21 protein-coding genes are annotated in these 20848 nt (G+C 58.3%); all 21 read right to left on the bottom strand.

The window, feature by feature from the left end; all coding sequences use genetic code 11:
* Positions 1–29: 29 nt before the first annotated feature.
* Positions 30–1679 carry a peptidoglycan D,D-transpeptidase FtsI family protein gene (locus AC127K_RS13550; protein ID WP_483720968.1) on the bottom strand — a complete coding sequence of 550 codons (1650 nt, stop codon included), beginning with the start codon at positions 1677–1679 and terminating at the stop codon, positions 30–32.
* A 115-nt stretch (positions 1680–1794) separates the two neighbouring features.
* Positions 1795–2271 carry a VanZ family protein gene (locus tag AC127K_RS13545; RefSeq protein WP_483720967.1) on the bottom strand — a complete coding sequence of 159 codons (477 nt, stop codon included), beginning with the start codon at positions 2269–2271 and terminating at the stop codon, positions 1795–1797.
* Positions 2272–2413: 142 nt separating this feature from the next.
* A complete protein-coding gene (groL, locus tag AC127K_RS13540) occupies positions 2414–4048 on the bottom strand; it encodes a chaperonin GroEL (protein ID WP_294542904.1) in 1635 nt (544 codons plus the stop codon).
* A 31-nt stretch (positions 4049–4079) separates the two neighbouring features.
* Entirely contained in the window at positions 4080–4364 is a 285-nt protein-coding gene (locus AC127K_RS13535) for a co-chaperone GroES (RefSeq protein WP_204647381.1), read from the bottom strand.
* A gap of 269 nt (positions 4365–4633) precedes the next feature.
* A complete protein-coding gene (locus tag AC127K_RS13530; protein WP_294542905.1) occupies positions 4634–5512 on the bottom strand; it encodes a carbon-nitrogen hydrolase family protein in 879 nt (292 codons plus the stop codon).
* A 66-nt stretch (positions 5513–5578) separates the two neighbouring features.
* Positions 5579–6922 carry an ATP-dependent Clp protease ATP-binding subunit ClpX gene (clpX, locus tag AC127K_RS13525; RefSeq protein WP_483720966.1) on the bottom strand — a complete coding sequence of 448 codons (1344 nt, stop codon included), beginning with the start codon at positions 6920–6922 and terminating at the stop codon, positions 5579–5581.
* 15 nt (positions 6923–6937) lie between these two features.
* Complete coding sequence (locus AC127K_RS13520; protein ID WP_294540189.1) at positions 6938–7528, bottom strand: ATP-dependent Clp protease proteolytic subunit; 591 nt, start codon at positions 7526–7528, stop codon at positions 6938–6940.
* A gap of 117 nt (positions 7529–7645) precedes the next feature.
* Entirely contained in the window at positions 7646–8956 is a 1311-nt protein-coding gene (tig, locus tag AC127K_RS13515; RefSeq protein ID WP_294540191.1) for a trigger factor, read from the bottom strand.
* Positions 8957–9057: 101 nt separating this feature from the next.
* Positions 9058–9744 (bottom strand): metallophosphoesterase, encoded by a 687-nt coding sequence (locus AC127K_RS13510; protein ID WP_294540193.1) that lies wholly within the window; start codon positions 9742–9744, stop codon positions 9058–9060.
* 16 nt (positions 9745–9760) lie between these two features.
* The gene (thrC, locus tag AC127K_RS13505) at positions 9761–11209 is read right to left on the bottom strand and encodes a threonine synthase (RefSeq protein WP_483720965.1); all 1449 of its coding nucleotides are present in this window, start codon (positions 11207–11209) and stop codon (positions 9761–9763) included.
* Between the two features lie 17 nt (positions 11210–11226).
* Positions 11227–11589: a YraN family protein gene (locus AC127K_RS13500; RefSeq protein ID WP_294540197.1), complete on the bottom strand. Its 363-nt coding sequence runs from the start codon at positions 11587–11589 to the stop codon at positions 11227–11229.
* A gap of 2 nt (positions 11590–11591) precedes the next feature.
* A complete protein-coding gene (rnhB, locus tag AC127K_RS13495; protein WP_483720964.1) occupies positions 11592–12215 on the bottom strand; it encodes a ribonuclease HII in 624 nt (207 codons plus the stop codon).
* Complete coding sequence (gene ylqF, locus AC127K_RS13490; protein WP_294540201.1) at positions 12196–13119, bottom strand: ribosome biogenesis GTPase YlqF; 924 nt, start codon at positions 13117–13119, stop codon at positions 12196–12198. Before ylqF ends, rnhB begins: the two co-directional genes overlap by 20 nt.
* The gene (lepB, locus tag AC127K_RS13485) at positions 13116–13658 is read right to left on the bottom strand and encodes a signal peptidase I (RefSeq protein WP_483720963.1); all 543 of its coding nucleotides are present in this window, start codon (positions 13656–13658) and stop codon (positions 13116–13118) included. Before lepB ends, ylqF begins: the two co-directional genes overlap by 4 nt.
* Positions 13659–13774: 116 nt before the next feature.
* Entirely contained in the window at positions 13775–14116 is a 342-nt protein-coding gene (rplS, locus tag AC127K_RS13480) for a 50S ribosomal protein L19 (protein ID WP_294540205.1), read from the bottom strand.
* 158 nt (positions 14117–14274) lie between these two features.
* Positions 14275–14925, bottom strand: a complete 651-nt coding sequence (locus AC127K_RS13475; protein WP_483720962.1) for a TIGR03936 family radical SAM-associated protein — start codon at positions 14923–14925, stop codon at positions 14275–14277.
* The gene (locus AC127K_RS13470; protein WP_483720961.1) at positions 14900–16765 is read right to left on the bottom strand and encodes a TIGR03960 family B12-binding radical SAM protein; all 1866 of its coding nucleotides are present in this window, start codon (positions 16763–16765) and stop codon (positions 14900–14902) included. The genes AC127K_RS13475 and AC127K_RS13470 overlap by 26 nt, the downstream gene beginning before the upstream one ends.
* Before the next feature lie 70 nt (positions 16766–16835).
* Positions 16836–17261 carry a site-2 protease family protein gene (locus AC127K_RS13465; protein ID WP_483720960.1) on the bottom strand — a complete coding sequence of 142 codons (426 nt, stop codon included), beginning with the start codon at positions 17259–17261 and terminating at the stop codon, positions 16836–16838.
* Positions 17251–18066 carry a M23 family metallopeptidase gene (locus AC127K_RS13460; protein ID WP_483720959.1) on the bottom strand — a complete coding sequence of 272 codons (816 nt, stop codon included), beginning with the start codon at positions 18064–18066 and terminating at the stop codon, positions 17251–17253. The genes AC127K_RS13465 and AC127K_RS13460 overlap by 11 nt, the downstream gene beginning before the upstream one ends.
* Before the next feature lie 148 nt (positions 18067–18214).
* Positions 18215–18595: an SRPBCC family protein gene (locus AC127K_RS13455; RefSeq protein WP_294540215.1), complete on the bottom strand. Its 381-nt coding sequence runs from the start codon at positions 18593–18595 to the stop codon at positions 18215–18217.
* Between the two features lie 48 nt (positions 18596–18643).
* Positions 18644–20845, bottom strand: coding sequence for a polyphosphate kinase 1 (gene ppk1, locus AC127K_RS13450; RefSeq protein ID WP_294540217.1), 2202 nt, complete (start codon positions 20843–20845; stop codon positions 18644–18646).
* Positions 20846–20848: the final 3 nt, after the last annotated feature.

Below are 20848 nucleotides of genomic sequence, written 5' to 3'. Positions count from 1 at the left end.
TGATAGTATACGACGCTCTTGCCCGGTTGTCAACCTTCCAAAGACAGATTTTCGGCCGTTTCTGCGGTATTTTGGCCCTGTTCCACGCTGATGGCATCCACGACCCGGGCAAAGATGGCTGCGCTGGAGGTTTCGGGCTCCAGGGTGGTGTCCTGCAAAACGGTCACCGTGTATCGGGGCTCTTCCACCGGCCAGAAGCCGGAAAACCAATAGTTGAGCAACTCCTCCCCTGCCTCATTGAACTGCCCGGTCTGCGCTGTGCCGGTCTTGCCGCCGGCCTGTCCCACAGACGGTGCCGCCTGACGGCCGATGCCTTCCTCCACCACGCTGGTGAGCATGCTGCGCAGAATGTCCGCCGTATCGCCGTCACAGACCTGCACGTTCTCTGCCGTCTCCACCGGCTGAAGCAGCTGCATGGTATCGGCGTCCACCACTCCCTGCACAAAACGGGGCGCCTTCCAGATGCCGCCGTCGGCCACCGCATTCATCATAGCGGTGATTTGCAGCGGGGTGACGGTCAGTGCGCCCTGACCGAAGGAAAGCATGGCCAGCTGACCGCCGTCGGTATCTGCCACTGCGGCAGCCTGGGGCAGATTGCCTTCGGCGCTCTTGAGTCCTGGTGCTACCGCCGAAGCCTGTCCGAACCCGAACGTTTGGGCGGTCTCCAGGATGCGTTCCCCGCCCAGCAGCTGTCCCAGTTTGATGAAGTAGCAGTTGCAGCTCTGTTCCAGAGCTCCCCGCAGGTTCACCTGGCCGTGGGCCCTGCCTTCGGCGCAGCGAAACACCTGGTCACCCACCTCCACGCTGCCGGTACAGTCATGGGTGAACCAGCTGTATCCTGCCTGGTAGGCTGCGACTGCCAGTACCACCTTGAACACCGAACCGGCACTGAAGGCCGAAAGCGGACGGTTGATGAGGGAAGTATCGTCCGCCTCAATGCTTTTGACCAGGTCGTCTGGGTCAAATTCCGGCATACTCACACTGGCCAGAATCTCCCCTGTTTCCGTATCCATAACAAGTATGCAGCCCCGTCCCATCGTCTGGGCAGCAATCCCTTCGCAGGCGCGCTGAAGGTTGGCATCCAGCGTAAGCTGCACTCCCTGGTTGGTTCCCGCTGCAGCCTGTACCTCCGGCTGGGTACCGGTCATCAGGGAGCCCTGGGCGGTGGTGGCACAGCAGACGGTGCGCTCCTCCCCGGCCTGAGCCAGCACATCCTCATAGGCCAGTTCCAGCCCGGACACCCCCACGCCCTCCCCGTTCAGATACCCGATGAGATGGCGGGCTATGGGGTTGGGCAGGTATCGTCGGGCACCGGTGTAGGTATACACCCCGTTGGCACTGAGGTCGGTGTTGACTTCTACCAGAAAGGGAGTCATACTGTTGCGCTTTTCATACAGCTGCGACTGTTCCTCAAAGCTCACATAGGGAAAGAGGGTGGCATAGCTGGAATCTCCGGGAATACACAGCGCGTACCAGCGGGGTTCTGTTCCGGTCAGCTGGCGGCCATCCCGGTCATAAAAGTTGCCCCGGCTGCGGGGCAAGTCAGTCTCCGAAAGGCTCTGTCCGCCCGCACTGGCTGCATAGACAGTATCGGTGCAGACCCAGTATACCCGGCACAACATGGCGGCACAGAGCACCATCAGCGCGGTGCACAGAGAGTACAGGCGGCGAAGGCTCATTTCTCTCCCTCCTTTCAGATTCTGTATCGAAAGGAGTATGCCCGGAAACCGCCCCCGCTTATACAAAGGCAAAAAGAAAGGTCTGCCGATGTACTTTTCGGCAGACCGACAGGACTTATTCGGTTTTTTGGGTGCGCTGCCGTCTGCAGCGGTTTACCCACCACACAACAGCCCCCGCCAGCAGGATCCCCGGCACAAAGCCCAGGGCGTCCACCCCCACATCGGTGGCCAGCATGGCCCGACCGGGCACAAAGAACTGGTGTACCTCATCGGAAACAGAAAAGGCCGTGCAGGCCAGCGCCGCCAGAAAGCCGCACCAGGGCAATGTTCTGCTCCACCGCCAGGTCACGGCCGTGGCCATCATACCGGCCCCCAGCATGGCGTAGATATACACATGGGCCCACTTGCGCACGTTGGCCTGCACATTGCCGCTGAACCATTCAGGGATAAACACATCCGCCGTACCGCTCTGCTGTACCCGGTCCAGAACCTGCTCACTCAGGGCGCCGGACTGTTCCCCCGGCTGGGAAGACAGCAGAAAAATCAGCGCCATGATAGCTAGCGTGGCGGCCAGTGAAATCCATTTTTTCATCGTGATGCTCCTTTATTCTTTCGCCTTCCAGCATATCAGGTTTGCCCGCTCTGTGCAAGCGCAAACAAAAGCCCTGCCGGGGGCTTGCGGGGACCCGGCAGGGCTTTGCATTATTCAGTTACGAAAGAGCATCAGGCCGGCATTAGTACATGCCGCCCATGTCGCCGCCGGCAGGAGCAGCCGGAGCCGGCGGTTCCGGCAGATCGGCAACCAGGCTCTCGGTGGTCAGGACCATGGAAGCAACGCTGGAAGCGTTCTCCAGAGCGGAACGGGTGACCTTGGTCGGGTCAACGATGCCGGCCTCGATCATGTCTTCCACATACTCTTCCTTCTGGGCATCGTAGCCGTAGTTGGGCTTACCAGCCTGCAGGATGTTGTTGATGATGACGCTGCCTTCCAGACCAGCGTTGGCCGCGATCTGACGGACAGGAGCTTCCAGAGCCTTACGGACGATCTTGGCGCCGGTGCGCTCGTCGCCTTCCAGCTCGGTGATCAGCTTGTCAACAGCGGGGATGGCGTTCAGGGTGGCAGTGCCGCCGCCGGCAACAATGCCTTCCTCCACAGCCGCCTTGGTGGCGTTCAGGGCATCCTCGATGCGCAGCTTCTTATCCTTCATTTCCACTTCAGTGGAAGCGCCGACCTTGATGACGGCCACACCGCCGGCCAGCTTGGCCAGACGTTCCTGCAGCTTCTCGCGGTCGAAGTCGGAGGTAGCCGTGGTGATCTGGCTGCGGATCTGGGCCACGCGGTCCGCGATCTGCTGCTTGTCGCCGTTGCCGCCGACGATGGTGGTGACTTCCTTGGTCACCTTGACCTGGCGGGCAGAGCCCAGCATGGCCAGAGTGGCGTCCTTCAGCTCATAGCCCAGGTCGCTGCTGATAACGGTACCGCCGGTCAGGATAGCGATATCCTGCAGCATCTCCTTGCGGCGATCGCCGAAGCCGGGAGCCTTGACGGCAACCACGTTCAGGCCGCCGCGCAGACGGTTGATGATCAGGTTGGACAGAGCGTCGCCTTCCACATCCTCAGCGATGATCAGCAGCTTGCGGCCGGACTGGATGACCTGTTCCAGCAGCGGAACGATATCCTGGAAGACGCTGATCTTCTTATCGGTGATCAGGACGCTGGCGTCGTCAAAGACGGCTTCCATCTTCTCGGTATCGGTGACCATATACGGAGTGATGTAGCCGCGGTCGAACTGCATGCCTTCCACAACCTCGGTGTAGGTCTCGGCAGTGGTCTTGTTCTCCTCAATGGTGATGACGCCGTCGGCGGTGACCTTCTCCATGGCATCGGCAATCAGCTGGCCGATCTCGGCGTCACCGGCAGAAACGGTGCCGACACGGGCGATATCCTTGGTGCCGTTGACCTTCTGGCTGTGAGCCTTGACGGCTTCCACAGCGGCGCCGATGGCCTTCTGCATACCGCGCTTGATATCCATGGGGTTGGCACCGGCGGTAACGTTCTTCATGCCTTCGGTGACCAGAGCCTGTGCCAGGACAGTGGCGGTGGTGGTGCCGTCGCCGGCAGCATCGTTGGTCTTGGTGGCAACTTCGCGGACCAGCTGGGCGCCCATGTTCTCAAACGGGTCCTTCAGCTCAATTTCCTTGGCGATGGTGACACCGTCGTTGGTGATCAGCGGGCTGCCGAACTTCTTGCCCAGCACCACATTGCGGCCCTTGGGGCCCAGGGTGATCTTGACGGTATCGGCCAGCTGGTCGATGCCGGCGCAAAGAGCTTTACGGGCTTCTTCGCCCTGTTTAATCTGTTTAGCCATAGTATATCTCTCCTTACCTTATGCAGCGTGATTATTCCACAATGGCCAGAATGTCGCTCTGGCGGACGATGGTGCACTCTTCACCATCGACCTTGACCTCAGTGCCGGAGTACTTGCTGGTCAGAACCTTGTCGCCAACCTTGACGATCATTTCCACTTCCTTGCCGTCCACATTGCCGCCCGGGCCAACAGCCAGGACTTCAGCAACCTGGGGCTTTTCCTTGGCGGAACCGGTCAGGATCAGGCCGCCCTTGGTGGTTTCTTCTTCTTCGACCAGCTTGATGACAACCCGGTCTGCCAGAGGTTTGATTTTCATGGTGAAATATCCTCCTTATAATTAACTGTCTTAGTTCAGGTTTTGTTTTAGCACTCATTTATCTTGAGTGCTAAATACATTGTAGTCACTTGCCCGTCAAAAATCAAGTGTCCGAAGTATAAAATTTTTGTGAACAGATATTTTTATCGGAACATCGTTGTATTATTTTTGAGAACTTCTGTTCTTTTTTCTTTCGTTTCCTTTTTGAAAAGGAAACGGGCCGTCATCCCCTGTTTTAGCAGTCCGACGGCAGGCAAATCAAGAGCCGTTCAGGGCCGCCGGTCCGGCCGTACAAAAGGCGGTTCGATCTTTTCTTCCAGCAGCAGGTGATAACATTCCGGGCGCCGGTAGGCGTTGCCGTGTACCTCCCGCCGCCGATAGTCACGCAGCATTTCCATATCAAAATCCGCCACAAAGATTCCCGGTTTTTCCTCCGCTTCCAAAATACAGGTATCCCGTGACCCGGAAAGTCCCGGCAGATACGCCACACCGTCAAAAGCCGAAGAATGACCGTTGCAGTCGGGATGTCCGGCGGGATAGTTGCAGGTGGCAAGGCCCATCATATTTTCATAGGCGCGGGCGCGCAGCTGCGCCAGACGGTTGAGTTCCATGGGGCAGGCGTTGGGCACCAGAACGATCTCCGCCCCTTGCAGCATCAGAACGCGGGCGCTTTCGGGGAATTCACGGTCGTAGCAGATCATGGCCCCAATCCGCACGGTTCCGGCTGCCGTATCCAGGTCCGCCGCACGGAATTCCTCTCCCCGGCCCAGGCATGCCTCCTCCCCAAAATCGCAGGTATGCACCTTGGCATATTGCAAGACAAGGTCGCCGTGCCGGTCATACACAAACAGGGAATTTTTCGGCCGTGGGTCGGCCTGTTCCAGACAGGTGACCCCTATGGCCATCTCCAGCTCCCGGGCGCAGGCGGCAAAAGCCCCCAGAAAGGGATGCCCGACCGGCAGAGCGCTTGCCCGGAGCAATGCTTCCTCCTGCGGAATCGTATATCCTGTGCTCCACATTTCCGGAAACAAAGCCAGGTCCGCCCCCAGGGATTTGGCACGATGGCAGGCATCCAGACCAATTTTCTGCGTTTCCTCCCGTGTGTTTCCGGGGTGAAGCTGCAGCAGAGCCACGCGAAAATGGGACATGATTCTTCCTCCTTTGCCGGAATACAAAAGCGGCGGTCCGCAACAAGGGCAGACCGCCGCCGGAAATCAGGTCAGCGAAAGATTCTGGTTCTTGTAGCGCTTGCGCACCGCACCGTAATCCAGATGCGGTTTGCCGCCGTTGACGGTATCCTCGTCGATGGTGACCCGGATGATGGTGGGGTCGGAGGGGATATCGTACATGATGGGAATCAGCAGTTCCTCCACCACGCTGCGAAGGCCGCGGGCACCGCTCTTGCGCTCGATGGTCTTTTTGGCGATGGCGTGCAGTGCCGCGTCGGTAAAGACCAGTTCGGCGTTGTCCAGGCCCAGCAGTTCCTTATACTGGCGGACGATGCTGTTCTTGGGCTCGGTGAGCACCCGGACCAGGGATTCCTCGTCCAGGGGATCCAGCACAGTGACCACCGGCAGACGGCCGATGAGTTCGGGGATCAGACCGAACTTGACCAGATCGTCCGGTTCCACCTTGCGCAGCAGTTTCTGGCGGGTCTCATCCTGATCCAGATTGGTGCGCAGCTGGCTGCCAAAACCCAGGGAAGAAGTATCGGTACGCTTCTGGATAAGCTTTTCCAGCCCGTCGAAAGCGCCACCGCAGATAAACAGGATGTTTTTGGTGTTGATCTGGATGAACTCCTGCTGCGGGTGCTTGCGGCCGCCCTGGGGCGGCACATTGCTGACGGTGCCTTCCAGGATCTTCAGCAGTGCCTGCTGTACGCCTTCACCGCCCACATCGCGGGTGATGGAGGGGTTTTCGCTCTTGCGGGTGATCTTGTCGATCTCATCCACATAGATGATGCCTACCTCAGCCTTAGGGATGTCAAAATCCGCTGCCTGGATCAGCTTGAGCAGGATGTTTTCCACGTCCTCACCCACATAGCCGGCCTCAGTCAGGGTGGTGGCATCGGCGATGGCAAAAGGCACACCCAGCATCTTGGCCAGGGTCTGCGCCAGCAGCGTCTTGCCGGTACCGGAGGGGCCCAGCATCAGGACGTTGGACTTCTGCAGTTCCACGTCGCTTTCCTGTCCGGACAGAATCCGCTTATAGTGGTTGTACACCGAGACAGCCAGAACCTTCTTGGTCTCATCCTGCCCGATGACATACTGGTCCAGTCCGGCCTTGATCTCGGCCGGCGTCAGGATATTGATATCCTGCAGCGGGTCGATGGCATGGCGCGGCCGAGCGGTGGCTGCGCGGCGCTGGGCCGTAGCACGGGGCGGCGGCGGAGTCTCTTCGTCCTTATACAGGGCGTTGTAGCACATATCAATGCAGTCTTTGCAGATATTGACGCCGGGGCCAATAATCAGCTGTTCCACCTGCTTTTGCGAACGGCCGCAGAAGCTGCAGATCAGTTCGCGTTCCTTTCCGTCTTTTCCGGAAATCGAATTTGCCATTTCCTTCCCCCGTGGTTAATGTTTGGAGATGATTTCATCAATCAGGCCGTATTCCTTGGCCTGCTGTGCGGTCATATAGTTGTCGCGCTCGGTATCGCGCTCCACAACCTCCAGCGGCTGACCGGTGTATTCGCTGATCAGGCCGTTGAGCTTGGATTTCAGCCGGACAATGTGGTCGGCATGAATCTTGATATCAGTGGCCTGACCGGACAGTCCGTTGCCGCCGATGAGCGGCTGGTGGATCAGGATCTCCGAGTTGGGCAGCGCAAAACGCTTGCCCTTGGTGCCGCTGGACAGCAGAAAAGCACCCATAGAAGCCGCCATACCCACACAGATGGTGGACACGTCACACTTGATATACTTCATGGTGTCGTGAATGGCCATGCCGTCCGAGATGGAACCGCCAGGGCTGTTGATGTAGAAGCTGATATCTTTTTCGGGGTCCTGCCCTTCCAGATACAGCAGCTGGGCGATGACCACGCTGGCCGAAGTGGGGTTCACATCCTCGCTCAGCACAATGATGCGGTCATTGAGCAAGCGGGAAAAGATGTCGTAGCTGCGCTCTCCGCGCGCGGTCTGTTCGACGACGTAAGGTACCAAACTCATGCAAGTTCCCTCCCGAAAATCAGATTGGTGTCAGATGGCTGCCTGAGGGCAATTTCTCCCCTTGATAAACCGACCGATACGGCGGCAGCGGCACCGTATCGGTCGCAATGTTTTCTTTTATTCCTTGTCCGCAGCGGGGTCCACGGTCTCGGTGGTGACGTTGGCCTTTTCCTTGACCAGGTCAATGGCCTTGTTCACAGCCAGATCGGCTTTGACGGCAGCCTCATCCACAATGGAGCGGACCTTGTCCTCTTCCATCTTGTAGGCATCGGCAATGCGCTTGACCTCGGCATTGAACTCATCGTCGGTAGCCTCGATGCCTTCCTTGGCAACGATGGCTTCCATGGCCAGACGCATCTTGACCTGCTTTTCAGCCTGCTCCTGGAACTGGCCCTTGAAGGTGTCCATATCCATGCCCATGTACTGCAGGTACTGCTCCAGCTTCAGGCCCTGCTGAGCAATGCGGTACTGGAAGTCCTGAACCAGTTCGTCCACACGGGCATCGTACATGGCCTGAGGAATCTCAGCGGTCATGTTGTTGACAACCTGCTCGATCAGGTCATTTTCCACCTGCTGGTCGGCCTGCTTCTGGTTGTTCTCCTCAATGTTCTTGCGGATGGAAGCCTTCAGCTCGTCCAGAGTGTCGTACTCGCTGACGTCCTTGGCAAAATCGTCGTCCAGTTCGGGCAGCTCCTTGTACTTGACCTCATGCAGCTTGATCTTGAAGGTGGCGTCCTTGCCGGCCAGCTCCTCGGCCTGATACTGCTCGGGGAACTTGACATTGACGTCGAACTCTTCACCGGCAGAATGGCCAACAACCTGGTCCTCAAAGCCGGGGATGAAGGAGCCGCTGCCCAGCACCAGAGAATAGTGCTCAGCCTTGCCGCCCTCGAAAGCCACATCGCCCACGAAGCCCTCGAAGTCGATGTCCACGGTGTCACCGTTCTCGGCAGCGCCCTCACGGGTCAGCAGACGGCCGTTACGGTCCTGCATACGCTTGAGTTCGGCGTCCACCAGGGACTCATCCACAGTCTTGACCTTCTTGGTGACGTTTAAACCGGCGTAATCACCCAGGGTGACTTCCGGCTTGACAGCGACCTTGACCTTCAGGGTAGCGCCCTCGGCCTCGGACATGGAGACCACTTCGGGATCAGGACGGCCCACAACTTCAATGTTGGCTTCCTTGACGGCGGCCTCGTAAGCCTCGGGGAACAGGTCGTTGATGGCATCATAATGGAAGATGTCAGCGCCGTACATCTTCTCGATCATCGCGCGAGGGGCCTTGCCCTTGCGGAAGCCGGGAACGTTGTACTTCTTGCCTTCGCGCTTGAACGCGGCGGCAACGGCATTTTTGAAGGTATCGGCATCGATCGAGAACTGAAGCTCAACCATGCTCTTTTCCAGTTTTTCACAAGAAATCAGGTTCATTTGTAGTCCTCCAAACATAGAAATACAAGTAATTATAGCATGCTGCGGCGCAGAATACCAGTATCTTTTGAATTTTTTTGCCTGTGCAGGCAAAAAAATTCTCAATCGCAGACTTTATACGGGCAAAAGGCCAGTCCATCGGCAGAAATCAGCTTGTACCGAATGCCTTCCCGCTCCCCCTGCACAGCATAGCGGATCGCTTTTCCATGCAGGTGACCATAATAGCAGCGCTGTACGCCGTGGGCGCGGAGCACATCCACCAGGTCCTGGGCACAGGCGGTACCGAAAACCGGCGGGTAATGGAGGAACGCAATCCGTTCCTCCGCTTCCTGTCCGGCAGCCAGGGACAACTGCAGACGACCAGCTTCCCGGGCCATGATCTTGGCGCTCTGGGCAGCAGCGTCGTCAAAAGGCCATCCCCGGGAACCACACAAAGCCAGATTGCCAACCATACAGCAGTTGTTGTGCAGGATGTGCAGGGTATCCCACCCGTTTGCTGCCAGATAACTTTCCATCTTGCGGGCGGTAGTCCACCAGTAATCATGGTTGCCCTTGAGCATCCATTTCTGCCCCGGCAGGCTCTGCAGAAAGTCAAAGTCCGCTTTTGTGTCCTGCAGCCGCATGGCCCAGGAGGTATCCCCTGCCAATATCACCGTGTCGGTGTCCTGAATCAGGGTGCGCCACTTGGCTTCCAGCTTGGGCAGATAGCCTTCCCAGCCGGGGAAAACGTCCATGGGCTTGTCCCCGCCCAAAGAAAGGTGCAGGTCCCCGATTGCAAAAATCGCCATAGTGTTTCCTTTGTTATTATTTCAGTGCGGCTGTGCGGATGCCTTCCGGCGGAATGACCGCAGTAAAGCGGACCGGCAGGGATTCCAGCGCCGCCAGCGCGGCGGGAGCTTGGCAGCCGGTGTAAGCCGTGAGCTGCTTCATGGCGGCAAAATCGCTTTCGGGCACCGCTTCCCCCAGCGCTGCCAGCACGTCCCGGGGGAACTTGAAGGGGCTGGCCGTGGAAAGCACCACCATGGGTGCTTCCGTCCGGTTCCGCCCCGCCACCCGGAAGGCCACCGCCGTGTGCGGGTCGCACAGGTAATGCTCCTTGGTAAAGCAAGTATGAATCTGTTCGGCGGCTTCCCCGTCATCGGCACAGCCGCAGTCAAAGCTTTCCCGGATAGCAGCCAGAGCGGCATCGTCCACCTTGTACATACCGGTGGCTGCCAGCTCCTGCATCCACCCGGCCACCTTGGCGTCGTCCTCGGTCACATGGTACAAAAGACGTTCCAGATTGCTGGAGATCAGAATGTCCATGGAGGGCGAGGTGGTCTTGTAGAATTCCCGGCGCTTGTCGTACACACCGGTACTGATGAAGTCGGTAAGAACGTTGTTGCGGTTGGAGGCACAGACCAGACGGCCTACCGGCAGGCCCATACGCTTGGCATAGTATCCGGCCAGGATATCGCCGAAGTTGCCGGTGGGCACACAGAAGTCCACCGGTTTGCCCCACTCCACGGCCCCCTGCTCCGCCAGACGGAAATAGGCGTAGAAGTAGTAAACGATCTGCGGTGCCAGACGGCCCCAGTTGATGGAGTTGGCGCTGGACAGCCGGATATCCCGGGCGGCCAGTTCCTCGGCCACGGCGGCATCGCCGAAGACTTTCTTCACCCCGGTCTGGGCGTCATCAAAGTTGCCCTGTACCGCATACACTGCCACATTATCGCCGGTCTGGGTGGCCATCTGCAGACGCTGGATCTCGCTGGTGCCGTCATTGGGGTAGAACACCGCAATGTCAATGCCGTCCAGTCCCGCATATCCGGCCAGGGCCGCCTTGCCGGTATCGCCGGAAGTGGCCACCAGGATCCGGGTGTGCTCGGTGCGGCCCAGATTCTTCTTGGCCTGCACCAGCAGTTTGGGCATGAGCTGCAGGGCGTAATCCTTGAACGCGCTGGTAGGGCCGTGCCACAGTTCCAGCGAGAACAAGCCGTCCGCCACCTTCTGCACGCAGCCGGCCTTGCCGCCGAAGGCTTCTCCGTACGCCTCATGAGCAGCACGGCGCAGGAATTCGGGGTCGTAGTCGGTCAGATACAGCGCCAGGATACGGGCAGCCAGTTCCGGATAGCTGAGAGCCTTCCAGCCTTCCAGATCGGCAGCAGGAAAAGCCTGCGGCACGAACAGCCCGCCGTCCGGCGTCAGCCCGCGCACGATGGCTTCGGAGGAGCTTACCACGGTTTGGTGGTTTCGTGTGCTTTGATACTGCATGTCCTTTCCCCTTTTCTCTATGGTAGTTGAAACGCGTCCCGGATACAGTGCACCTGCCAGCCACGTTCCGAAGGAATCACTTCGACCACATCGAACCGGGCAGGGGCATCCGCATAGGGGCTGCGCTGCAGATACAGCTGCGCGGCCGCAATCAGCCTGTGCTGTTTACGGGCATCCACCGCTTCCGCCGGAGCGGCTTTGCGGGTGTTTGTCCGTGTTTTGACTTCGGCGAAAACAATCCCGCCGTCCTTGTACAGGATCAGATCCAGCTCCCCCATCCGGGTACGGTAGTTGTGGTTGAGGAGCAGGTACCCTTTTTGTTGGTAGTACTTGGCGGCAATGGCTTCGCCCCTTGCCCCCAGGGCTTTGTCCGCCGGCATGCTCAATACCCCAGCTTTTTGAGGAAGCTGCGGCGGTAGAAGGGCTGAATCCCGTACTGTTGAATCAGCTGGTAATGCAGTGCTGTGGGGTAGCCCTTGTGTTTGGCCAGCTGATACTGGGGATATCGAGCGTCCAGCTCACACATGTACCGGTCCCGGCTGACCTTGGCCAGGATGGAGGCCGCCGCAATGGAGGCGCTGGTGGCGTCCCCCTTGACCACCGCCCGGGAAGGCATTTCCAGACCGGGCGGGCAGCGGTTGCCATCGATGAGGACCAGCGCAGGCCTTGTTTCCAGGGCGCTCACCGCCCGGGCCATGCCGGCCATAGTTGCCCACAAGATATTCTTCTCATCAATTTCCTGCGGGGAGACAAACTCCACATGCCAAGCAAGAGCCCGCTGGATGATCTGGTCATACAGTTCCTCCCGCCGCTTCTCGCTGAGCTTTTTGGAGTCGGTCACACCCTGGATGGGATCTTCCGGGTTCAGGATGACCGCCGCACAGCACACCGGCCCGCACAAAGGGCCGCGTCCGGCTTCATCCACGCCGCAAAGCGCCCCGCACTCGGTACGCAGGGCTTCATCGTAGTCGTACAGCGGAGTAGAATCAATCGTCTTGCGGGGCATCGTCGTCCTCCCAGTCAATGTTCTGCTGCCGCTGCGGCGGGCGTTCCAGCGAGATGCGTCCCCACTTGCTGGCGCGGAACTCTCCCACCAGCATGCGGGCAGCACGCTCGGCATCCACCTCGCCGCCGGATATCAGCATCCCACGCTTGGCTCCGATGGCCAGCAGCAGGTCATACGGCGGCAGCTCCAAGGCAGCTTCCTCCAGCTTGTAACGTTCCAGAAGACGCTGGGGATAGATCTGGCGCACGCTCTCCAAAAGACCGCAGGCCAGTTCCTCAATGTCCAGGATATCGTCCCGGATAGAACCGATAAAGGCCAGATTGGCCGCTGTCTGTAAAGAATCGAACTTCTTCCAGAGCACACCGGGCATGTCCATCAGGTCATAATTGCCCACCGTGATCCACTGCTTGCCCCGGGTCACACCCGGCTTGTTGGCCGCCTTGGCCCGGGTGGTTCCGGCAAAGGAGTTGATGAAGGTTGACTTGCCCACGTTGGGAATGCCCACGATCATCACACGGATGCGGGCGCCCACCATGCCGCGGGCCTTGCGCCGCTCCATCAGCGCTGCCAATTCCTTTTCGATCAGATCCTTGGCAGCTCCGGCCTTGCCCTTCTGCTTGGAGTCCATGGGCAGGCAGCCTGCTCCCGCTTCACGGAAATAGGTCAGCCATTGCTTGGTGATCTCCGGGTCGGCCAGGTCCGACTTGTTCAGCACATACAGATGGGGCTTGTCCCTGGTTATGCGCTCAATTTCCGGGTTCAGGCTGGACAGCGGGATGCGGGCGTCCAGCACCTGCAAAACGCAGTCCACGTTGCGGATCTCGGTTTCCATCAGACGCAGGGTCTTGGCCATATGCCCCGGAAACCAGTGGATCTGACGGCGGTTGATGATATCTTCACTCATAGCGGCACCTGCATCAGGACGCGGCCCAGCACATCGCGGGTATCAATAAACCCAACATTGGCAGAGCGGCTGTCGGTGGAATTGTTTCGGTTATCGCCCATCACAAAAATGCAGCCTTCCGGCACCGTGACCGGAAAGGTAACAGACTCCTGCAGATAGGTGGGCTCGGCGGTATACGGCTCATCCAGCGCATTGCCGTTTCGATAGACAACGCCCTTTTCAAAATCAATATCGATGGTGTCACTGGCCATGCCGATCACCCGTTTCACCAGCGGCTGGCCGTAAGACGTATACTGGTCGATGATGACAATATCCCCGTACTGGGGTGTATACGGCAGGCTGGAGATCAGAAGCCGCTCCCCGTCCTGCAGGGTGGGCTGCATGGAATGGCCATCCACCCGGATCATGCGCACGCCAAAGGTAAAGACGAGCGCTACTGCCACAACAGCCAGCACAATGGCTTCAAACCATTCCAGCAGGTCCCGGTTACGCCTGAACTGGCGATTGAAACACTCCCGCATGGACAACTCCTGTGCCATACCATCACCCCCAGATTCCAGAAACTTTGATTTTTTCCATAAGAAACGCAAAAAGGGAGAACGCCAACCGTCCTCCCCCTTCGCGGCCGCTGTACCACGGCCGGATTGTGAATTTCTCAGATACGCGCCTTGACCTTGGCGGCCTTGCCGGTGCGGCTGCGCAGATAGAACAGCTTGGCACGACGGACCTTGCCGCGGCGGACAACTTCCACCTTTTCAACAAAGGGGCTGTTCATCGGGAACACGCGCTCGACGCCGACGCCGTAAGAGGTACGACGAACGGTGAAGGTCTCGGCGATGCCGCCGTGCTTCTTCGCGATGACAGTGCCTTCAAAGGCCTGGATACGCTCCTTGTCGCCTTCCTTGATACGGACAGACACGCGGACGGTGTCGCCGACTTCGAACTGCGGGCGGTTCTCTTTGATCATGCCCTCGGTCAGTTTCTTCATTGCGTCCATTGATCAATTCCTCCATGTTTTCCGACGTTCATGCCTCAAAAAATCGGGCAGAGGACCGCCTGTATAATGATTGTCATTACCCCGCCGGTGGCCCGGCGTACTAACGCTCGAATATCATACCATACCAACGCCGTTTTTGCAAGCCTTATTTTGGAAAATCAACAAAAAACTGCGCCATTTTTTGTATAAAGCTGCGTGCGGAGCACCTCACACTGCCAGGGCGGAATGGCATGGGTCTGCTGCAAATGCGCCAACAGCAGCGACGGGTTCAGGTTGACTCCTTCGCCGGAGGCGCAGGGCATGCGAACCGAGAAGGAAAGGCTGTCCCCCTTTTTCTCATAGTCCAGACGAGGGATATAGGTTTTCAGGTCCACTTCATGGGTGCCGCGCTTGGTCTTTTTGCTCACCATCGCCGTTTTGCTTTCATTGTAAGCGAGGAGAGCATCCTCCGCCGAGAGCGGCAGGGTGATGGTATAATCCGCAAAGCCGATCTCGCTGCTCTTCTCCTGGGCCGGTGCCACCGAACGGATGAGAATGCCCCGGGGCATGAAGGGCTGCAGGGTTTCTTTCCAGGCAGAGAGGTCGGGGTTTTCCTCGGCGGTCTTGACCTCGCAGCTCTCGCACAGACTTTCCTGCCCCAGAGAGAGCGGACTGGCGAAGGAAAGATAAATGTGCGGGTTGAACCCCTGGGTGTAATACACCGGCAGACCGCTGCGCTTGAGGATGCGCTGGAATACCCGCTGCAAATCCAGCAGCGAGATGTAGGCCGCTTCGGCCCGTTTTTCAAAGCTGATTCTGATCGTAAGCAAAGCACGGCCCTCCCAGCAATTTGTTGGCTCCGCATCCGCTGCACTGGCGGTTGCAGGGCTGCGTGGTCTCGGCGCGCAGCGCCTTCTGGTATTCCCGGGCCAGGAACGCCTGACTGACACCCACATCCAGATGGGACCAGGGCGTCACCTCGTCCAGGGCCAGGGTACGGTAGTTGTAAAAATTCGGGTCGATCCCGCATTCGGCAAAGGCCTGCAGCCAGCGGTCATAATCGAAGTATTCCTCCCAGGTATCAAAGAAAGCGCCATGATTGAAGGCGGTCTCGATGACCCGGCCCAAGCGCCGGTCTCCCTTGGCGAAGATACCTTCCAGCACGCTGGTGGCACTGTCGTGGTAGTTCACTTTGATCTTGCGGGAGTGCACACAGCTGAGCAGGTACTTCTGTTTTTCCCGCATCTGTTCCCGGGTGTCCTGGGCGCAGAACTGGAAGGGCGTGTCCGGTTTGGGCACGAAGCAAGCCACACTGATGGTCACCTGCACCCCCTTGCCTTTCGGCCGGTCAGGGATCTTGTAGAACAGGTCCACCACCTGCTGGGCGGTGTCCGCAATTCCCTTGATATCCTCCATGGTCTCGGTAGGCAAGCCCATCATGAAATACAGTTTTACCGAAGTGTAGCCTTCGCTGAAAGCGATCCGGCAGCCGCGCTCGATCTGGTCCCAGGTCACATTCTTGTTGATGACATCCCGAAGACGCTGGGTCCCGGCTTCCGCCGCAAAGGTCAGGCCGCTCTTGCGTACCCGGGTGGTCTTTTCCACCAAGGACTCGGAGAAGTTGTCCACCCGCAGAGAAGGCAGGGACAGGCTGACGTGGTCCGACTCGGCCCAGGAATTCAGGTTGTCCAGGATCTCCTCCAGCCGGGAATGATCCGAAGTGGAAAGGCTGGTCAGGCTCAGTTCGTCGTAACCGGTGTTGCGGCAGAGAACGCGGGCGCAGTCACTGATCAGTTTGGGAGAGCGCTCCCGGAAAGGACGGTAGATCTGCCCCGCCTGACAGAAGCGGCAGCCGCGCACGCAGCCCCGCAGCACTTCCACACTGGCCCGGTCCTGGATGGCACCCACGATAGGTACCACAAAGTTTTCCGGCGGCGGGAAGGAATCCATATCCTTGACGATGGCCTTGGTCACCTTCTCCGGCACACCGGGGCGGTTGGGTTTGATGGAGCGGACGCGGCCATCCTCTTCATAGGTCACATCATAAAAGGACGGCACATACACGCCGGGAATTTTAGCCAGGTTCAGCAGCAGCTGTTCCTTGCTCAGGCCGTTCTTTTTGGCATACTCTACAGCGGCGCACACATCCTGCAGCATCTGTTCGCCTTCACCCAGCTGCATGATATCGAAGAAATCCGCCATGGGTTCGGCGTTGCACACGCAGGGACCGCCCGCAATGACCAGCGGCCACCGCTCGTCCCGGTCGGCGGCACGCAGGGGGATGCCGGACATGCGCAGCATGGCCAGAATGTTGGTGTAGCAAAGCTCATATTCCAGGGTAAAACCGACAATGTCAAAGTCAGAGAGCGGGTCCTTGCTTTCCAGACAATACAAGGGAATGTTCAGCCGCTCCATCTGTTCCTTCATATCCACCCAGGGCATGAAGGCCCGCTCACACCACCAGTTTTCGTGGCGGTTGAGCAGTTCATACAGGATCTTTTCCCCCAGGAAGGACATGCCTACCTCGTAGGTGTCCGGGAAGCAGAAGGCCATGCGCACGTCAACCTTGCTTTTATCCTTATAAGTGCAGCCCGGTTCACCGCCGGTGTAGCGCCCCGGCTTCTGGACCAGGCTGAGTGCCTCTTTCAGCTGGTGGGAGAACTCTGTCATAGTGTCCCATCCTTCCATGATTTTTTATATCTGCTATTGTACCCGATTCCCCTGACAAATGCAAATGGATTCAAAAATTCCGGAGCAGCCTTGCGCCATCCAGTCCGGGCAGAGGCAACAGATTGAACACGCCCAGCAAAAGATTGGCCGAAGCAAACCAGTAGCCGGCATAGGTATACCCCCACCGGTCCATGACCCAAACCGTTGCCGTGCACAGCAGCAGATTTGTCAGCGGTCCGGCGGCTGCCAGGACTTTTTCCTGCACCGTGGACAGGACCACGCCACGCATGCGCAGGCAAATTCCCAGGGCCGATACTTCCAGCCGCGGCATTCTGCGTACCAGAATCGCCCAGGCCAACAGGTGCCCGCCTTCATGCAGAGCAGCGCACAGAAGCCCCCACCGCAGTACGCCGGTATGGTCATACAGCAGGGAAAGTGCCAACAGAAAGAGAGTAACCAAGGGCGCACGCAGGCGCACCGGAGGTTCAGACTGCATTCTCCAAGGCTTGGGAGGGGTCATAGCGGATTCCCTCATGGAACAGTTCAAAATGAAGATGAGGACCGGTGACATTGCCGGTCTGACCGGATGCACCAATCACTTGCCCCTGCCGGACGCTCTGCCCTGCGTGGACATACAGATACTGCATATGGGCATACAGCGTTTCATCCCCGTTTTTGTGAAGGATGCGAATGTAATTTCCATAGCTTTTATGTGTGCCGGCCATCCGTACCACACCGTCCGCCGCAGCCAGCACCGGCGTGCCTTCGGCGGCGGAAAGATCCGCACCGGTATGGAATTCCTCCCCTTCCCCTGTGACCGGATTGATGCGCCAGCCGTATCCGGACGTACCGGCGCCGATCCCTTCCGGCAGCGGAAACACCATAGAAAAAGGCGGCAGGTAACTTTCGTTGCTGCTGCCCGCGGGAGCCGCTCGATTGGCAGCATGTACCGGACGTGCCGTTTCCGCCGTAGCCGGTTCCTCCACGCGCAGTTCGCCCATTACCTGCCGTACAGACTGCCAGAGTTCCGCGCAGGCCTGCTGGGTAAACTTCAGAAAGCCCCTATCCTCCGCAAACACCGCCGGCCCGGGCGCCTGCATGGCGGTGCTGAACTCGGTGCGAAACTGCCGGTATATCGGCCAGTCCATGAATTTGGCTGTGTACAAGAATCCAAACAAGAGCAGGCTCAGCACAATCTGAGCAAGCAGTACATACTCCCCCTGCCGTTCCTGCTGCCGGAGATGCGGCCTTGGCATTTCTTCCTCCCGCTGCGGCGCTTTGGGGGTAGCGTCCTCCCACATCTGCCTCGCCTCCTGCCTTTTGTTTTCATCGTGACCCATGAGACAAAGTATGCGCCGGCTGCTGCAGGTATGTACAAACAATGCAAAAAGCGGTGCCGGACTCCCGCAGGAAATCCGGCACCGGGCCACTTTTTATAAAATTGAAGGCTCAGTCTCCCAGAGCCTTGCGCAGCATTTCCAGCCGCTCTTCCAAGCCCTTGCGCGGCTTGGCGAACAGGCCCATGCCTGCCACTTCCATGGTGCACTCCAGGCTGGTGGCGTCACCGCCGCCCAGCAGGATTGCCGTGAAGGAGCCGCTGATCTTGCCGCGGGTAAAGGTGCAGCGCAGACGGCGAGGCTTTTCCGCTTCCACGATCTGCACTTCGGTCACACTGCCGTCTTTATTTTTTTCCTGAATGCGCAGGCCGTCAGTATCGACAACAGCCTCACTCAGATCGGTGCGCCAGTGATTGAGGTTCGGGTTGGTCAGATACAGCCACACCTTACTGGGCGGGCAGCTGTAACTGGCAGTGACAACACAGGTTTTCATGGTATTTTCTCCCCTTTATTTTTCCTGATACCAATCATCGGAACCGTTTTACTTTTTGTTGTTTCCGATGCCGCGCAGACTTTCAAACAGACCGCGGAACCGGGCGCTGTCCCGCCGCACCTGCGGATGCGGGCGCGGCGCGGTGACCGCAGAGACCGGTTTGCGTGCAGGTGTCTGTTCAGGCGGATCCAGCCGCTCAAAAGCATGCTGGAAGTATCCATACATAGCCATCTGGCTGTCCACCGGCGGTTCCCCTTCGGCGGGTTTCACCTTGGTGTAGCTGCCGTCCGGCTGCATGACCCGGGCGTTGACGGTGTCCCGCAGCTGCAGGTCCAGAATGCCGCGCAGCTGACGGGCAATGCGCTTGTCGTCCACACGGACGCCCACTTCCACCCGGCGTTCGGTATTGCGGGTCAGGAAGTCACCGGACGCAATGTAGATGTGCATATCCTCCCCGTCTCCGAAGCAGTAAATGCGGGAATGTTCCAGATACCGGCCGACAATGCTGCGGATGTGCACGTTTTCGGTCTTACCCGGCACACCGGCGCGCACACAGCAGATGCCGCGGACGATCATGTCCACACGGACACCTGCACAGCTGGCTTCACTGATTTTTTCAATGATCTGGGGGTCATTGATGGAGTTGTTTTTCAGGATCATGGAGGCGCGCTCACCCCGGCGGGCGCGGGCAATCTGCTTATCCATCTCGGCCAGCAGGACCGTCTTGAAACGCAGCGGGGCCACCAACATGGTATCGGCTTCACTGGTCAGGCGCTGCAGGGCCATGTTGTTGAACACGGCGCTGGCTTCTTCTCCGATTTCCTGGCGCGAAGTGATGAAAGACAGGTCCGTATACTGCTCACTGGTCTTTTCGTTGTAGTTGCCGGTACCGATCTGGGTCAGATAATGGTACTTGCCATCCACCTTACTGGTGATCAGGGTCAGTTTGGAGTGTACCTTGTAATCGTCAAAGCCGTAGAAAACGGTGCAGCCGGCCTCTTCCAGCTGTTTGGACCAGTCGATGTTGTTCTGCTCGTCAAAACGGGCGCGCAGCTCCACCATGGCCACTACTTCTTTGCCGTTCTCGGCGGCGGCAATCAGGGCCTGCACGATCTGGGAGTCACTGGCCATACGGTACAGGGTCATCTTGATGGAAACAACATTGGGGTCCGCACCGGCTTTCAGCAGCATGCGGATAAAAGGACGAATGCTCTGATACGGATACGCAATGAGCACGTCATGTTCATGCGCTTCCTTATAAAGATCATAGCCGGCGGGCGCCTGGATGGGACGGGCCACCGGATAGAACAAAGATGCGTTGCCGTCCGCAGAAATGCGGCTGGCCAGACGGAACAGGCAGCCGGAATCGAGAGGCGAAGTCTGCACATAGCAGCGGTCCGCCGGGACCACCAGCTTATCCCGCAGGAACTTGACAATATCCTGGGGACCTTCCGGCCAGAACTGCAGCCGGACGGCCGCCAGCTTACGGCGCTTCTTCAGCAGTTCGCTCATGACATCGCGGAAGTCGATATCATGGTCCATCATGCCCTCGTCCACCGTGATATCGGCGTTGCGGGTGACCCGGAACAGACAGGATTTCTGTACCGCATTCTTTCGGAAAATGGCGGAGGCGTAATGGGCAATGAGTTCTTCCACGAAGGCGAAGTAAGTGGTATTGCCATCCTTCATGTACAGCACACGCTCAAACTGATTGCTGATGGGAATGATGCCGTAGTGCACGCCGTCCGCCTTGGTATACAGTTGCACAATGAAGTAAATTTCCTTGTTGCGCAGGAAGGGGAACGGATGGCGCTGGTCCACGATCTGCGGGCTGAGAATGGGGAAAATCTCCCGCTGAAAATAGGCTTTCCAGAAGTGCTCCTGCTGTTTGTCCAGTTTGTTGAAGTCCAGTTTCTTATAGCCGTTTTCGGCCAGTGCACCAATCAGGTGCTGCCAGTATTTATCACATTTGGCCTGCAGCTCCGCCACGCGGGGGGTAATGGCAGCAATCTGCTCCGAAGCGGTCATGTGCGTGACAATATCCAGCTTGTTGTTTTTGAGCAGGGTCTGGTCGTACAGCGACCCCACACGTACCATGAAGAACTCATCCATATTGCTGCCGAAGATGGCCGCAAACTTGATACGCTCCCCCAAGGGCACGCTTTTTTCCTTGGCCAGCGCCAGTACGCGGCTGTCAAAATCCAGCCAGCTCAATTCACGATTGATAAAAATACTTTCGGTCGTGTCCAAAAC

Source organism: Subdoligranulum sp. DSM 23681 (assembly GCF_057005535.1).
The sequence above is the reverse complement of the archived record's forward strand: the minus strand, read 5'-3'. Positions and strand labels throughout refer to the sequence as shown.

Excerpts from the sequence above, each read along its gene's own strand:
- AC127K_RS13470 (WP_483720961.1), bottom strand. The coding sequence starts at position 16,765 with ATGACAGAGTTCTCCCACCAGCTGAAAGAGGCACTCAGCCTGGTCCAG.
- tig (WP_294540191.1), bottom strand. The coding sequence starts at position 8,956 with ATGAACCTGATTTCTTGTGAAAAACTGGAAAAGAGCATGGTTGAGCTT.
- ylqF (WP_294540201.1), bottom strand. The coding sequence starts at position 13,119 with ATGAGTGAAGATATCATCAACCGCCGTCAGATCCACTGGTTTCCGGGG.
- AC127K_RS13550 (WP_483720968.1), bottom strand. The coding sequence starts at position 1,679 with ATGAGCCTTCGCCGCCTGTACTCTCTGTGCACCGCGCTGATGGTGCTC.
- AC127K_RS13500 (WP_294540197.1), bottom strand. The coding sequence starts at position 11,589 with ATGCCGGCGGACAAAGCCCTGGGGGCAAGGGGCGAAGCCATTGCCGCC.
- lepB (WP_483720963.1), bottom strand. The coding sequence starts at position 13,658 with ATGGCACAGGAGTTGTCCATGCGGGAGTGTTTCAATCGCCAGTTCAGG.
- rnhB (WP_483720964.1), bottom strand. The coding sequence starts at position 12,215 with ATGCCCCGCAAGACGATTGATTCTACTCCGCTGTACGACTACGATGAA.
- groL (WP_294542904.1), bottom strand. The coding sequence starts at position 4,048 with ATGGCTAAACAGATTAAACAGGGCGAAGAAGCCCGTAAAGCTCTTTGC.
- AC127K_RS13535 (WP_204647381.1), bottom strand. The coding sequence starts at position 4,364 with ATGAAAATCAAACCTCTGGCAGACCGGGTTGTCATCAAGCTGGTCGAA.
- AC127K_RS13520 (WP_294540189.1), bottom strand. The coding sequence starts at position 7,528 with ATGAGTTTGGTACCTTACGTCGTCGAACAGACCGCGCGCGGAGAGCGC.
- AC127K_RS13530 (WP_294542905.1), bottom strand. The coding sequence starts at position 5,512 with ATGTCCCATTTTCGCGTGGCTCTGCTGCAGCTTCACCCCGGAAACACA.
- rplS (WP_294540205.1), bottom strand. The coding sequence starts at position 14,116 with ATGGACGCAATGAAGAAACTGACCGAGGGCATGATCAAAGAGAACCGC.
- AC127K_RS13545 (WP_483720967.1), bottom strand. The coding sequence starts at position 2,271 with ATGAAAAAATGGATTTCACTGGCCGCCACGCTAGCTATCATGGCGCTG.
- thrC (WP_483720965.1), bottom strand. The coding sequence starts at position 11,209 with ATGCAGTATCAAAGCACACGAAACCACCAAACCGTGGTAAGCTCCTCC.
- AC127K_RS13510 (WP_294540193.1), bottom strand. The coding sequence starts at position 9,744 with ATGGCGATTTTTGCAATCGGGGACCTGCACCTTTCTTTGGGCGGGGAC.
- AC127K_RS13465 (WP_483720960.1), bottom strand. The coding sequence starts at position 17,261 with ATGCAGTCTGAACCTCCGGTGCGCCTGCGTGCGCCCTTGGTTACTCTC.
- AC127K_RS13460 (WP_483720959.1), bottom strand. The coding sequence starts at position 18,066 with ATGTGGGAGGACGCTACCCCCAAAGCGCCGCAGCGGGAGGAAGAAATG.
- AC127K_RS13455 (WP_294540215.1), bottom strand. The coding sequence starts at position 18,595 with ATGAAAACCTGTGTTGTCACTGCCAGTTACAGCTGCCCGCCCAGTAAG.
- clpX (WP_483720966.1), bottom strand. The coding sequence starts at position 6,922 with ATGGCAAATTCGATTTCCGGAAAAGACGGAAAGGAACGCGAACTGATC.